The sequence below is a fragment of the Clostridium manihotivorum genome (assembly GCF_004015185.1).
GTDB classification, from domain to species: Bacteria; Bacillota; Clostridia; order Clostridiales; family Clostridiaceae; genus Clostridium_AR; species Clostridium_AR manihotivorum.
Genome location: NZ_CP025746.1, coordinates 3,684,692 through 3,698,427, shown reverse-complemented (window position 1 = coordinate 3,698,427; position 13,736 = coordinate 3,684,692). Strand labels below are relative to the sequence as shown.

Below are 13,736 nucleotides of genomic sequence, written 5' to 3'. Positions count from 1 at the left end.
CATCTGCCTTTCCGAAGGTATATGAGGAAAATCAGGCAGGCGAATATGATCTGTATTTTTACTGTCTAGCCTAAATAGCTGTTATAAGCCCTTGATATTACTAGGTTTAGCTATTCAAAAATTTTATACTTTCCCAGACATTAAAAAAGCTTGTCATCTAAGAATATAAGACAACAAGCCTTGAACACAGTTAATCTATCTTATCATCTTACGACAAGCTAAAATTAAAAATACAATTAGGACTATTGGTAGTAAAGCAAACAATAAGTGAATTCCTACAAATACTAGCACTATTGTTCCAATAACCGCTCCAATTACTCCGAAAACAGCTCCGAATACAAATTTTGTAAACTTGATCAATATACCAAAAATCAGAAATAATGTCATTAATACAAATCCTATAATCATTTCCATCACCATTCATTCAAATTTATTTATTATTAATGATTTAACCATATTATTATATTAGCATAAAGTATTAGGTTAGTAATAAAATAACGGCAATTTAAGAAAAAATTAAGAATAAACATCAAAGAACATTTTAGTAGCTCTATGAATATAATATATGAAGAGAATTATGTAAAAATGTAAAAAGCTCACTAAAGAATATGGATTTATAGAACTTTTTACTAAATATAAACAAATGAGAAGGTGTTAGATTGATATTAGATAACGATTTATGTAAGCCAACAAAAGTAGTAGCTTTATCGAATGTTTTTTATAAAGCAGTTGAAGGTAAGTATTATGTTGGACAAACTGAGATAGTTTCTTCTGATGGTCTTAATATATGGGGAGCTTTATATAATCCACCTGAATCAGGTGTTAATATATTTGTTAACGTGTTAACTGTAACAAACTTGAGTAATAGTTCATTCTTAGCTGAAATATGGCTAAATACTGACTTTCCTGGAAAGGGGATTAGATCAGGTAAGTTTACTTCTACCAATACTATTCCTTGCCTGGAAACTACTCCAAGAGGCAAGATAATATATTCAAACGATGGAGTGTGTAATCATCCTGAAGGAGGAGTCAATATTTACGATAGAATGATTCCCGTAGATTCTACAATAGTAACAGAGGAAGACAGTAAATTTATAGTTCCTCCAGGAGGATGCTATGGAGCATTCGTAAAAGCAAAATCTAACCAACACTTAAAAGCAATTTTTGCTTTTGGTTGGTCTGAAGAAAGTATAAAGAGTTGTAAGAGTTAATTATCTTTCCTATTTTATATTTATAGTTTGTGATGCAAGTTTATATTTGCATCACTTTTCATTTCTCTTTGGAATCAAGAGAGAGTTAAGATGATTTAAGATTTGTTATAAACATTAATTGAAGGTAAATTAAGGTAAAATTAACTGCAGAATACTGGAAATGATAAAAATTATATAATAAGATTTACATATGGTAAGTTTAATAGTTTATTATTTATTGCAATAAAAATCAAGCAATTAAGTTACCTTAGAAATTCTATATAATTAGATTATGAGAGGTAATTATGAAAAGAATATTAAAGTCCTTAACCTTATTCTTATTTTTCTTTGCCATTTTATTAATTCCACATAAGGCATTTGCATCAACTTATGATGGTGATGGTACTAAATTAGATGCATCTATATATTGGTATGGAAAAGGAAATGTATGTCAGAAGTTTATACCAGGTCAAAACAACCAATACTTTGATAATAACAAGCCTACGGTACTTTATATCCATGGATGGCAAAACAATTCAACAACTAAGCTATATAGAGAATCCTTTAATCCAAGCAAAATGGATCCTGATTATGGTCAAGATGTGAACAGTTGTGATTATTGGATTGATAAAGGATGGAATATTGGGATATTCTATTGGAACCAATTTTCCGACGAATCAGAACTTAAAGATGCTGAGGCTAAAATCTGGACAACTTCTGGACCAAAAGGGATGAGATGGAGAAAATCAGATGGAAGCTATGTTACTACTAATTTACCAACAGTTTCAGCAGCCCAACTATTTGTTGATCAATATAAAAGTGCTTTAAGCAATTATAATGGTAGTGAAATAAGAATAGTTGGACATTCACTAGGTGGTCAAATGGCTATTAATACAACAAAGATTATTTCCGATGGTATAGATAAAGGAACTATCTCGTCAAAACTTAAGCCCAATAGAGTAGCTCTTCTTGATCCATTTTGGTCAAAGGATGCAAAAAGCTATCTAAGTAATAGATGGACTGGTGAAGTTTGCAGAGAATATGTTACTGATCTTGAAGGTAAGGGAATCGCTTTTGAAGAATATAAGACAAGCAATATAAATGATTTATTCATAGGAGATGCAAATGAAGGAATGAGAAAACTTACTTGTTTTACAGAAGTAAATTCAAATTTCATTCCATTTATAAATCAAATGAACAAGCACAGATATGCTAGAGATTGGTACTTCTATTCCATGGCATTTAACGCTCCAAAGGCAGAGAATAATTCTGTATTTGTAGGTTCAACAGCTCCATCAGCCAGTGCATCAACACTAAATATTTTTTCTATGATGCAGCCAAAGTATTATTGGAGTGAGGATGTAGGAGCTTCAACCTATACACCTAGTGATGATACCTTTGAATTGACTTCTTGGTAGCGTAGAGTATAAGTATTACAAAAATGAGAGGTCTGTTTCTTTGTGAATCCTAAGCCTCTCATTTTTCTATGGGATCTTTTCACAGAGATAAAATTAGTACTCTTTAGATGGTAACTACCATTTTTAAGTAGAACAGGGCTTAGAGCTATGGTTTTAACTCCCTATACGAATGTATTCAAAAAATGTGGGTGATGGAGTATTAAGACATACCATTACGAAAAGCAAATTTACTAAATTTTTATCATATTTATTCATAAAGATAGATAAGCAAAAAAGCCTATAATTATGAAAAATATTTTTAATGATAAATTTTTTGTATTAACTACTAGAATATAATCCATATTTTTGATAGAATTTATTATTGTATTGCTAAAATATTAGGGGGACACAAATGAATACAGATGAACGTAAAGATCTTATACTTAAAGGAAGCATGTATAAAGTAATCATAACATTATCTTTACCAATTATGATCAGCAACTTGATACAAACATTATATAATCTGGTAGATGGAATTTGGGTTGGCAAGCTTGGTTCTGTTCAGTTTGCAGCCACATCTTTTGTTTGGCCAGTTATATTTTTGTTTATTTCCATAGGGGCAGGAATGTCTATAGCTGGTACTTCGCTTTTATCACAGCTTATAGGGGCATCAAAATATGAGAAAGCATCAAGATATGCATCTCAACTTATAGTAATATCAGTAATATGTGCAGTAATATTTTCAGCTTTAGGGTATCTAATAAGTCCAATTATAATAACCTTAATGGGCGCCACAGGCGACCTTGCTTATTACAGCAAGATATTTTTAAGAATTACCTTTTTAGATATGCCCTTTACTTTTATTTTTTTCAGTTTTAATGCCATAATGAATTCTCAGGGGAATACACTTATGTCTACAATATTAAGTGGTTGCAGCGTCATATTAAATGTTATATTAGATCCAATTTTAATATTTGGATTAAAACTAGGAATGGCTGGAGCACCTATTGCAACACTTATAGCTAAAGCAGTGCTAGCATTTGTTGGTTTGTATATACTTCATAAATCTAAATCACAGGTAAAGCCTAATTTCAAGAATTTTAAATTTGATGTTCCTTTAATAAAAAGGATCTTTAAAGTAGCGGTACCTTCAGCTATTGGACAATCTGGTTCGGCCTTAGGATTCATTGTTCTTAATGGTTTTATAGCTTCTTATGGGACAGCAACAATAGCAGCTTTTGGGATGGTAAATAGAATAACTTCACTTATAATGCAACCTGCTATGGGGGTTGGAGCAGCTCTTACGGCAATCGTTGGACAAAACTTAGGTTCAAATAAAATAGATAGGGTTAAGGAAGCTTTTATAAAGGCCGTAAAGCTTACAATGACATTTTCAATAATAGGATGTATTCTTATGATATGGCAGGATGAGCCTATTATTAACTTCTTTATTCAATCAAAGGATGATCCATCAGTTATTTCACAAGGAATAACTTATCTAATTTATATATCCTTTTCAATGCCTTTAATGGGACTATTTAGTATCTATCAAGGTGTGTTCCAGGGCTCTGGACATACAAGATACTCAATGAATATGGAGGTAGGAAGATTATGGTTTGTAAGACTACCTATGATACTGTTATTTAAGTATCTATCCAATATAGGGCCTATAGGAATATGGTTCTCTATGTCCTTCAGCAATTTAATCGTATGTATATATGGATACATAATCTATAGAAGTGGAAGATGGCAGAAAAAGCAGATATAGAAAAGGAGCTTGTATAACATTTTTATATGTAATATACAAGCTCTTTTTCTATATGGTCTTTACATACCTGCACTCATTTATTGCTTTACCGATATTTAATTCTTTAACTGTACCATCAAATAAAAAGCCAAGCTTTTCATAAAATCTAATTGCACTTAGATTTTCTTCTAAAACCCAAAGTGATACTTTTTTAAAGCCTAAGTTTCTTAGAGCTTCTATGGCAAAATTCATAAGCTCTTTTCCATAACCTTTTCGCCATCTGTTAGGTAAAAGATAAAGTCCCCATATCTCCCCAAAATCATTAGCTTTATCTTTATCCCTGCATTTACCAAAGGTAATAAAGCCTACAGGCTCAGATGTATCGAATAGTATAGCGTCAGTTTCAGTTTTTTCTCTTAATGCTTTTTCAAAGTATGCAGCTCTTTTTTCTACTGTAATATTGTCTAAAAATTGTTTTGGGACTATGTCTTTATAAGCTACCTTCCATGAATTACAGTGAATTGTGCCTAGAATATAAAAGTCATCAACTGTTGCATATCTTATCATACTCATTAAATCACCCCAAAAAGTTTGTTTTAAAATAATTTGTATATTTAAATTTATATCACATTTTTATGTAAATTAATAAAGATATTATAGGAATATCCTATAATATCTTTATTAATTTTTCTATGTCATTTCTTACAGAGTCTGAACCAGAGTTGTCAATAATATGTATTCCTTCAACCTCAGGAGTGGAGAAGTCTTGACCTCTAACGTATTCGTCCCAGTTATTAAGCTTCCAGGTATCTCTATCAGAATTTCTTTCTATCATTCTTTGATGACATACATCTATGTCACAATGTACCCAAACTTGTACTAATTCTGCATCATAAGTCTTAAGCTTGTCCTTAAGTCTGCTAATATAAGTTTCATCTCTAAATTCTTTAGCAAAGGGAGCATTGACCATTACGTGAGAATTAAACTGTAAGGATTCAAAAGCTACATCCATGATTGCTTCATATTCAGCATTTCTTACATATTCTTTGAAAAAAGCTGAGTCTCTATTATAAGGTTCATTTGCAGCTCTATATATCATTTTTGATAGAGGGATTATTGTATCCTTGTCCAAATAAACTGGGTTTGGAAGCTTCTTAGCTATTTCTGTAGATACGAAAGTCTTTCCACATGCTGGTGGAGAGCCTATTAACATTAAATATTTCTTCATTAGATCGCCGTCCTTATTTAGTTTTTTTGTAATTAATCACAATAACATTGTTAATTATATCACATATACTACAAAATACTAAATAAATTTTTTATTAAAAATATGGTTCATAGTTTAAAGGTAGAGTAAAATAAAATATAATAAAGTTAATTTGCTACAGATATTGATATTATAGGGAGAAAATGATGATTAATAAACAAGTTAAAGCAATATTATTTGATTCTGGAAAAGTATTAAACTATCCTAAAACAGGTCACTGGTTTATAACTAGTAATTTTTTCAAATACATAGATGCAGAAAAATATAAAAAGATTGATAAAAATAAAATTAATAATGCATTTGTTAAAGCTCAAGAATATATTAGTCAGCAGAATTATATAAAAACTGAGCATGAGGAATATGAACATTTCTATAAATTCTATCGTATTTTCTCTGAGGAACTTACGGAGCTAAACTTGACTGATAGCTCTATTAAGGATTTAACGAAGGATTTAGTATATAACAATAAGAAATATACTTTTTATGAGGATGCAAAAGAAGTGGTTACAAAACTAAGTGTAGATTATAAACTGGCAATAGTTTCAGATGCATGGCCTTCACTAGAAAATGTTTTTGTACAGGCTGACTTAAGAAAGTATTTCTCATCCTTTATAATATCATCAAAGCTAGGTGTAACTAAACCTAATGAGTTTATGTACAAATCAGCGCTACAAGAGCTCAATATGAAAGCAGAACAGTGTATTTTTATAGATGATAATATTAAAAATTGCGATGGTGCTAAAAAGCTTGGAATAGAATCTCTACTGCTTTGTAGGGATGAAAAAAGCTTCATGTATCATAAGTTTACCTGTAGAAAACATAGAGTTATAAAAAGTCTATTAGATCTTTAAGGTAAATATACAGCTTCGACAATAAAGCTATTTTTAAAACTCTTCTAATGGCTTAGAAGAGTATTTGAAAACATAAATTTTATTGCGAATTGAGATATAGGGTTCCAACTTCAACTATTAAGTTATATATGCCCGATAATCCCCAGAAGCCGTGATTTTATAATAAATATAAATTAAGTTTTCATATAGGTTACCTATAACTTCATGGAAATTAAGGTTTTAGTAATAATTATTTGGAGGAAAAGTGATGAAATTAGTATTAAATAATGTTGAAAAAGCCTTTGGAGAAAAAAAGGTTTTAAAGGATGCGTCTTTTACTTTCGAAAAGGGGAAAATATATGGATTGCTTGGCCGTAATGGAGCTGGTAAGACCACCTTGTTTAATTGTATAAGCGGTGAAATGGAATGTGATGGAGGCAAAGTTACATTACTTGATGAGAACAATAAGGAAACTATTATTGATTATTCTAAGGTAGGTTTTGTATTCTCTCAACCTATTCTGCCAGAGTTCCTAACTGGATATGAGTTTTTAAAGTTTTATATAGATATAAATAAGAGTAAGATCCAAAGTCTTCTAACTATAGAAGAGTATTTTGATATGATAAAAATTGAAGAAGAGGACAGACATAGGCTTATCAAAGGATATTCTCATGGTATGAAAAATAAGATTCAAATGATCTGCTTTCTGATTACTAGACCGCCGATAATTCTTTTAGATGAGCCATTAACCTCATTAGATGTGGTAGTTGCACTGCAGATAAAGAATCTTCTGAAACAGATAAAAAGCGAACATATATTAATATTCTCTACACATATACTGCAGCTTGCTACAGACTTATGCGATGAAATTGTAGTTTTAAACAATGGAATTCTTGAGGAAATAAGTAATGACGTTCTTAAGAGTGATGATTTTGAAAACAAGATTATGGAAATCTTAAAGGAGGAAGGTGATGCTTAAAACTTTTATAAATAGCTTCAATGTATCCTTTGCTCAAAATGCAAATTCATTTATCTTTTTCCTAAAGAGACTTCCACTAGTGGGGAAAAAGATACCGGATAGATTGTACAAGGAAACTGGCATTAAAACCTTCTTTGGAGTTTTAAATACTATACTTAAATTCATAGGGGGTTTTTTTAAGGCTGCACTATATATTGGAATCATGATAGTTTTGCCAGCATATCTCATAACCAAAGATAAAGGCGATTTTTACGGCGTATTTTTAAATATTTATTTTTTCTTGAGCTTTATAATAGGCCCTGTAATAAAAAGTTCTATTTTTGATATTACCAATAAAGAAGCTTATGACATGATAAATTTGATGAGATGTGATGCAAAAGAGTATTTATTAAGTCACATGATTTATGAAAAAACTGTAAGTATAATAAACATGACAATTCCACTGTTTATATTTGGGCTTATATTTAAAATCGCTTTTTTAAATTCTTTAATTTTGTTAATTGAGATATTATTTGTTAGGTATACAGGGGAATTTTTACAGCTGATTTTTTACAATAAAACTAAGAAGGTGCTAGCGCAAACAAAGATTATTAGTACTTTGGTTATATTGATTTCACTATTTCTAGCCTATGGCCTGCCATTGCTTAATATATCTATTAGTTTTCAGCATATTCTATTTAGACCATTTTTAGTTTGTTTAATATTTATTTTAGCTTTCTTATCTGTAGTATATGTATTTAAGTATAGGAATTACAAGCTTATTGCTAAGAAGGTTTTTGTAAAAGAAAATATCTTTAATCCAGAAACAGCAAAAGTTAAAATGCAGTTTTCTAATGTTGAACTAAATGAAAAGCGAGTTGGCAAAGAACTTTTAGACTCAAGTAGGTTTGACAAAAAGCAAGGGTATGATTATTTGAATTCCATATTCTTTTATAGACACAGAAAGATAATGATATATCCAATAAAAATCAGAGTTTATTTAATTTTAGCCATTTTAGTATTCTTTGTAGGATATCTTGTTATATTTCCAGGTGAAAAGAGTGGAGTGCTGAAGTATATAGATAGAAGTCAGCCTGTTATGGTGTTTATCCTTTATATTATGTCAACAGGAGAGAGGGTATGTAAGGCTATGTTCCATAACTGTGATGTGAGTCTTTTAAGATATGGCTTTTATCGCGAAAGCAAGACTATTTTAAGCAATTTTAACTATAGAGTTAAGAAAATTATACTACTTAATTTAATTCCTGCAGTGGTATTAATGATTTCTATCATGGTTGTTATATTAGTCTGTGGCGCTTCGGGACGTTTATTTTCAATGATACCATATTTTGTATCTATTTTATGCTTAGCCTGCTTTTTCTCAATACATCATTTATTCATGTATTACGTTGTTCAGCCTTATACTGCAGAATTAACAGTGAAAAGTCCTTTTTATAAGATTTCCAATGCTATTATTTACTTTATAAGTTATTTTTGCTTGAATTTTAAAACAAGTTCTTTTTACTTTACAATAGGTGTATTAGTTGTCACTATTTTATACACCATAATTGCTATTTTACTAACTTATAAGCTTGCGCCAAAAACTTTTAAATTGAAGGAGTAACTTTAATAAAGGAGAATATTATGTTTAAAGAAATGAGAAGAAAAGATAGAAAAATTGAAGAAATAGAGATAACAGAAATATTACACAAAGGAGAATTTGGGGTGTTATCAACTATTGGAGAGCATGGTTATCCTTCGGCAGTGCCGTTGAACTATGTATATCTAGATAATAAAATATATTTTCATAGTGCAACTGAAGGAGAGAAGTTAAATAATATAAGTCATAATAACAAGGTGTCATTTTGCGTAGTATCTGACACTGAGGTTTTACCTGACCAGTTTAGTACAAGATATAGAAGTGTAGTTATTTATGGACATGCTACAGAGGTAAGTGGAGAAGTTAAAGATAAAGCATTATATAAGATTATTGAAAAGTATTCTAATGCTTTTCTTGAAGAAGGAAAGTTGTATATAGAGAAAGCAAAACATAGAACAAAAGTTATAGAAATTGATATTGATAAAGTTACAGGGAAGGCTAGAAGGTAGAAAGATGTAGGGAGGGGGTTAAGTGAAGCGGTTTGAGGGGATATTGGAGAACTCAATTATTGTTAGTATAATGTTTGCAATTGTTGCTATTCTCACACCTATGATGGGTAGCAGATTAGCAGCTATAATTTTGCTTACAGCTTCATTAATTTTTGGCTTAGATTTAAAGAAATTTGATAACTTTTTTGAAAGATATTATTCGCTTCTTTATGGTAAAAAAAGATATATAAGCTATAAGAATTTAACTTCAAGAAAGCAGGAAGAAATACAAAAAAGTAGTATTGCTATTTATTTTGCATATTTCTTTGCAAGTATTTCTTATGTTTTTTTTAATAATGAGAGGATAACATATGAAGCTTTATTTCATAATTTTAGACTAGGTATTTTTCTTATACTTTTAACTTTCGCAATATCAATAGTTGGCATTAAATTATACAATGCTTTCATGAGTTCAGCTCAATATATATTATTTTCACTAGCTTTAATAGGTGTTTATATAACTGGATACTTTATTAAATAGTATATAGTTATAAAGTGTTCTAAAGTTCAAAATGTTATATTGTTATAGAAATGAGTTGTCACTGAAAAGGTGATAGCTCATTTTTATAGTATTGAAATTTATAATGGTCTAAGAAAACTCAACAAAAATATGAGTTAAATATAATGAACCTGATATAATAAAAGTATCAAAAGAAAGCAGGTTTTCATTATGAGAAAAAGAACATTCACACCAGAATTCAAAGCTAAAGTAATAATAGAGCTACTAAAAGGCGAAAAGGAGTTGAGCCAGCTGGCAAGTGAACACGAGATTGCTCCAAACCAGTTGCGTAACTGGAAGAGCGAATTCCTCGAAAACGCCGCCAATGCCTTTGATAATAAAAAGGATGAAAAGCTTAAAGAAAGCCTTAAATCAAGCGAAGCGGAGAAGGATGATCTATATAAGAAAGTTGGTCAGTTAACTACGCAGGTTGATTGGCTCAAAAAAAATCTGAAGAACTCTTTGGACCTGATTGGGAGAGTAAATTTACTCCGCGCCCAAAAAGATAGCAAGGAACTCCCTTTATCCACAGTAGCTGAATTACTGGACGTAAACCGTACCAGTGCATACTACAAGAGTAAAAGTCCGTCTGAAACAGAATTAGCTATAAAAGACTCCATAGATAGAATGCACACTGACAACCCATCCTGGGGCTCCAGGCAGATTTCAAAGCAGCTGCAGCGCCAAGGATTCGATATAGGTAGATTGAAGACTCGCAGGTACATGCAGGATATGGACATACATGCGATCTACCCTAAACCCAACCTGTCCAAGCCTGCTAAAGGACACAAGATATACCCTTATCTTCTTAGGAATGTGGATATTGTAAGGCCGAATCAAGCATGGTCTATCGATATAACCTACATCCGCCTCAAACATGGTTTTGTCTATCTGACAGCCATTATCGACTGGCACAGTCGTCTCATCGTAGGCTGGGAGCTGGACGATACGTTATCCACAAATATGGTTAAAAGCGCTCTTGAAAAAGCCTTTTCTGTTGCTAAACCTGAAACATTGAACTCTGATCAAGGCGACCAATTCACAGGTCATGAGTATATTAGCTTTGTGGAAAACCATAGAGTCAAAATTAGCATGGATGGTAAGAGCAGATGGGCAGACAATATCATGATTGAACGCTGGTTCCGCACGCTCAAATATGACGAAGTCTACCTGAAGGACTATGTTAACATAAGAGATGCCCGTAAGCAGATTGGTGATTTTATCCACAGCTACAATTTTGAAAAGCTCCACTCTGCACTTGGCTATCAAACTCCGGCAGAAAACTACTATCCTGTGCTACTTGGTATTACTGCATAGTGCAACTACATAATGGTAAAATATGGTTCATTGTAAACTTAAATATTTTTGTCTTGACAATCGAGCCACTATAATATGGCTCAGAAGGACTTATCACCGGTAAGTGAAGATCGTCTTTTCCTACTAGCAATATGTCCCAGGGCCTTAGCTTATAGGATTTACCCTCTATTATATAAGTAACATCACCAGATATAAAAAAGATTATTTTACTAAAATCATGGTAATGTAATTCAAATTCAGTTCTTTTTTGATCTCTTAGTTTAAAAAATAGAAAATCCTCATTAAGATAGCCTCTTTTATTATTGTTTGTACTGAATTCTTCGCTCATTTTAATACCTCCTATAGGGATTCTTTATAAAAACTTAATTTATACATGTTCGATAATCCACGCTGCTTTGTATTATGGGGCATGGATAAATTAAGTATCGGATTATTAACCACTTGATTTCAACACAGTACTTAAATAACATTAAGCATTAGGTTAAGATAGATAGCTTTACCATGATTTATTTTATTGTTTATATTATAGCACTATATGCAATAAAATAAGCAGTTATTACAATATAATGCGCAAATGGTGAGTATATAATAATTTATAAGGAAAGTGGTATATGAAAGGAAATGTTATTCAGTAAGTGATTTTAGAAATATTATTGTAAACCAATATGTAGGAGGAAAATATGATATTAAGTACACTTTTAGAAGGAATTAAGTATGAAATATTAGAAGGAAATACAGCTGTTGAAGTAGATCATATAACGTGGGATTCAAGGAGTGTTAGCGATAAAGCTTTGTTTATTGCTGTAAAGAATAAAAATGTGGATAGACATGACTTTATTCTAGAAGTAGCTGAGAAGGGGGCTGTTGCATTAATTATTGAACATGATATTAAAAGCGTACCCCAAAATATAACTGTTATTAAAGTTAAAGACTCTAGAAAAGCAATGTCGATGATAGCTTCAAAATACTTTGGAGAGCCAATGAAATCTCTCAAAGTAATTGGGATTACAGGAACTAATGGAAAAACCTCAACTAGTTATTTTATAGAACAAATCCTCGAAGCTCTTAAAGTTAAATGTGGAGTAATCGGAACAATACAAAATACTCTTTTAGGCCAAAAAATGAAAACTGAAAAATTAAATCCAACCACTCCAGATTCAATAGAACTACAAAGCACTTTTTCAGAGATGGTTGAATTAGGAGCAACACATTCGGTAGTAGAGGTCACTTCTTCAGCTTTAGCTAAGGATAGAGTTTATGGCTGTGAATTTGATGTAGGGGTATTTACAAATATAACTCAGGATCACCTAGAGGAACATGGAACCATGGAAAACTATAAGGTAGCTAAACTAAAGCTTTTTAACATGTGTAAAAATGCAGTGGTAAATGTTGATGATCCATTTTCCATAGAGATATTAGCTAGTTCAAAATGCAAGGTTTTAGGATATGGTGTAAATAAAAAGTGTGATTTTCAGGCGCAAGATATAGAGTATAACAATAGTTCAGTACACTTTAACCTTATACATGATAACAAAACTTTTAAGGTAGAACTTAATGTACCTGGAAGATTCAGTGTTTACAATGTTTTAGCCGCTATTGCTAGCTGCAATCTTATTGGTTTTGAATTAGTGGAGGTTATAGAAGCTGTTAAGGAAATAAAAGGAGTGCCAGGGAGATTTCAAGCCATTCCTAATAATAAGGGTACTTTAGTTATAGTAGACTACGCTCACACGCCGGATGCCCTAAAAAATATTCTTGTTTCAGTAAAGCAAATTAGTAAGGGCAAAATAATATTAGTTTTTGGTTGTGGCGGAAACAGAGATTCTAGTAAAAGAGCTATAATGGGTGAAATTGCAGGCACATTTAGTGATTATTGCATAGTTACATCAGACAATCCTAGAAAGGAAAATCCAATAAAGATAATAGAAGATATTGAAAAGGGGTTAATTAGTACTAATTGCAAATTTGAAAGAGAACAAGATAGAAAGCTAGCAATTAATAGAGCACTTAATATAGCTAAACCTGAGGATGCTGTAATTATAGCTGGTAAGGGCCATGAAAGTTATCAAATCATAAAGGATGAAACTATTCATTTTAGCGATGAGGAGGAGGTTTTAAGTTACTTTACCTAAACATCTTAACAACTAAGTAATCCGAAGAATAATAATGAGCTATAAGTTTGGATCCCTTCAATTAGAAAAAAAGATCTAAGCTTTATAAGACCTTTTTAAATAATTATAAAATAGTGATTGTATTCATTAAATTGGTTTTTGATTAAGGTTTTAGAAAAAATCGTAAAAGGATTTATTGAGTAGGAAAACTCGATAAATCCTCTTATTTTTATATAAAAAGAATATAATTTTTAATGGATATATAAAATAAT

General features: G+C 31.1%; 13 protein-coding genes and 1 pseudogene. 10 read left to right on the top strand and 4 right to left on the bottom strand.

Going from position 1 to position 13,736, the window contains the following annotated elements:
• Window positions 1-195: 195 nt before the first annotated feature.
• On the bottom strand, window positions 196-408 hold the full coding sequence (locus C1I91_RS16725) for a hypothetical protein (protein ID WP_128213882.1): 213 nt from the start codon (window positions 406-408) through the stop codon (window positions 196-198).
• A gap of 251 nt (window positions 409-659) precedes the next feature.
• Between C1I91_RS16725 and C1I91_RS16720 the strand changes: the two genes are divergently transcribed.
• From C1I91_RS16720 to C1I91_RS16710, 3 genes are all read left to right on the top strand, one after another.
• Entirely contained in the window at window positions 660-1,211 is a 552-nt protein-coding gene (locus tag C1I91_RS16720) for a DUF6143 family protein (RefSeq protein WP_128213881.1), read from the top strand.
• A gap of 284 nt (window positions 1,212-1,495) precedes the next feature.
• Window positions 1,496-2,608 carry an alpha/beta hydrolase family protein gene (locus C1I91_RS16715; protein ID WP_128213880.1) on the top strand — a complete coding sequence of 371 codons (1,113 nt, stop codon included), beginning with the start codon at window positions 1,496-1,498 and terminating at the stop codon, window positions 2,606-2,608.
• Window positions 2,609-2,999: 391 nt separating this feature from the next.
• On the top strand, window positions 3,000-4,355 hold the full coding sequence (locus C1I91_RS16710; protein ID WP_128213879.1) for an MATE family efflux transporter: 1,356 nt from the start codon (window positions 3,000-3,002) through the stop codon (window positions 4,353-4,355).
• A 48-nt stretch (window positions 4,356-4,403) separates the two neighbouring features.
• Here the strand turns inward: C1I91_RS16710 and C1I91_RS16705 are convergent, their stop codons facing one another.
• Window positions 4,404-4,907, bottom strand: a complete 504-nt coding sequence (locus tag C1I91_RS16705; protein ID WP_128213878.1) for a GNAT family N-acetyltransferase — start codon at window positions 4,905-4,907, stop codon at window positions 4,404-4,406.
• A 94-nt stretch (window positions 4,908-5,001) separates the two neighbouring features.
• Window positions 5,002-5,562: a P-loop nucleotide/nucleoside kinase family protein gene (locus C1I91_RS16700; protein ID WP_128213877.1), complete on the bottom strand. Its 561-nt coding sequence runs from the start codon at window positions 5,560-5,562 to the stop codon at window positions 5,002-5,004.
• A 185-nt stretch (window positions 5,563-5,747) separates the two neighbouring features.
• Here C1I91_RS16700 and C1I91_RS16695 point away from each other — a divergent pair, with 185 nt between their 5' ends.
• The 6 genes from C1I91_RS16695 to C1I91_RS16670 all read left to right on the top strand — a co-directional run bounded on the left by C1I91_RS16695 (window position 5,748) and on the right by C1I91_RS16670 (window position 11,353).
• Window positions 5,748-6,452 carry an HAD-IA family hydrolase gene (locus tag C1I91_RS16695; RefSeq protein ID WP_238475809.1) on the top strand — a complete coding sequence of 235 codons (705 nt, stop codon included), beginning with the start codon at window positions 5,748-5,750 and terminating at the stop codon, window positions 6,450-6,452.
• Between the two features lie 247 nt (window positions 6,453-6,699).
• A complete protein-coding gene (locus C1I91_RS16690; protein WP_128213875.1) occupies window positions 6,700-7,410 on the top strand; it encodes an ABC transporter ATP-binding protein in 711 nt (236 codons plus the stop codon).
• The gene (locus C1I91_RS16685) at window positions 7,403-9,013 is read left to right on the top strand and encodes a hypothetical protein (protein ID WP_128213874.1); all 1,611 of its coding nucleotides are present in this window, start codon (window positions 7,403-7,405) and stop codon (window positions 9,011-9,013) included. Before C1I91_RS16690 ends, C1I91_RS16685 begins: the two co-directional genes overlap by 8 nt.
• A 20-nt stretch (window positions 9,014-9,033) precedes the next feature.
• Entirely contained in the window at window positions 9,034-9,498 is a 465-nt protein-coding gene (locus tag C1I91_RS16680; protein WP_128213873.1) for a pyridoxamine 5'-phosphate oxidase family protein, read from the top strand.
• A gap of 22 nt (window positions 9,499-9,520) precedes the next feature.
• Window positions 9,521-10,018, top strand: coding sequence for a hypothetical protein (locus tag C1I91_RS16675; protein ID WP_128213872.1), 498 nt, complete (start codon window positions 9,521-9,523; stop codon window positions 10,016-10,018).
• A gap of 189 nt (window positions 10,019-10,207) precedes the next feature.
• Window positions 10,208-11,353 (top strand): IS3 family transposase, encoded by a 1,146-nt coding sequence (locus C1I91_RS16670; protein ID WP_128213379.1) that lies wholly within the window; start codon window positions 10,208-10,210, stop codon window positions 11,351-11,353.
• Window positions 11,354-11,426: 73 nt separating this feature from the next.
• Here C1I91_RS16670 and C1I91_RS16665 read toward each other — a convergent pair.
• A pseudogene (locus tag C1I91_RS16665) lies at window positions 11,427-11,681 on the bottom strand (AraC family ligand binding domain-containing protein); the annotation flags it as partial.
• Window positions 11,682-12,033: 352 nt separating this feature from the next.
• On the opposite strand from C1I91_RS16665, the gene C1I91_RS16660 reads away from it, so the two are divergent.
• Window positions 12,034-13,485, top strand: a complete 1,452-nt coding sequence (locus C1I91_RS16660; RefSeq protein ID WP_128213870.1) for a UDP-N-acetylmuramoyl-L-alanyl-D-glutamate--2,6-diaminopimelate ligase — start codon at window positions 12,034-12,036, stop codon at window positions 13,483-13,485.
• Window positions 13,486-13,736 lie beyond the last annotated feature (251 nt).

Excerpts from the sequence above, each read along its gene's own strand:
- C1I91_RS16660 (WP_128213870.1), top strand. The coding sequence starts at position 12,034 with ATGATATTAAGTACACTTTTAGAAGGAATTAAGTATGAAATATTAGAA.
- C1I91_RS16705 (WP_128213878.1), bottom strand. The coding sequence starts at position 4,907 with ATGAGTATGATAAGATATGCAACAGTTGATGACTTTTATATTCTAGGC.
- C1I91_RS16690 (WP_128213875.1), top strand. The coding sequence starts at position 6,700 with ATGAAATTAGTATTAAATAATGTTGAAAAAGCCTTTGGAGAAAAAAAG.
- C1I91_RS16670 (WP_128213379.1), top strand. The coding sequence starts at position 10,208 with ATGAGAAAAAGAACATTCACACCAGAATTCAAAGCTAAAGTAATAATA.
- C1I91_RS16695 (WP_238475809.1), top strand. The coding sequence starts at position 5,748 with ATGATTAATAAACAAGTTAAAGCAATATTATTTGATTCTGGAAAAGTA.
- C1I91_RS16710 (WP_128213879.1), top strand. The coding sequence starts at position 3,000 with ATGAATACAGATGAACGTAAAGATCTTATACTTAAAGGAAGCATGTAT.
- C1I91_RS16725 (WP_128213882.1), bottom strand. The coding sequence starts at position 408 with ATGATTATAGGATTTGTATTAATGACATTATTTCTGATTTTTGGTATA.
- C1I91_RS16685 (WP_128213874.1), top strand. The coding sequence starts at position 7,403 with ATGCTTAAAACTTTTATAAATAGCTTCAATGTATCCTTTGCTCAAAAT.
- C1I91_RS16680 (WP_128213873.1), top strand. The coding sequence starts at position 9,034 with ATGTTTAAAGAAATGAGAAGAAAAGATAGAAAAATTGAAGAAATAGAG.
- C1I91_RS16715 (WP_128213880.1), top strand. The coding sequence starts at position 1,496 with ATGAAAAGAATATTAAAGTCCTTAACCTTATTCTTATTTTTCTTTGCC.
- C1I91_RS16700 (WP_128213877.1), bottom strand. The coding sequence starts at position 5,562 with ATGAAGAAATATTTAATGTTAATAGGCTCTCCACCAGCATGTGGAAAG.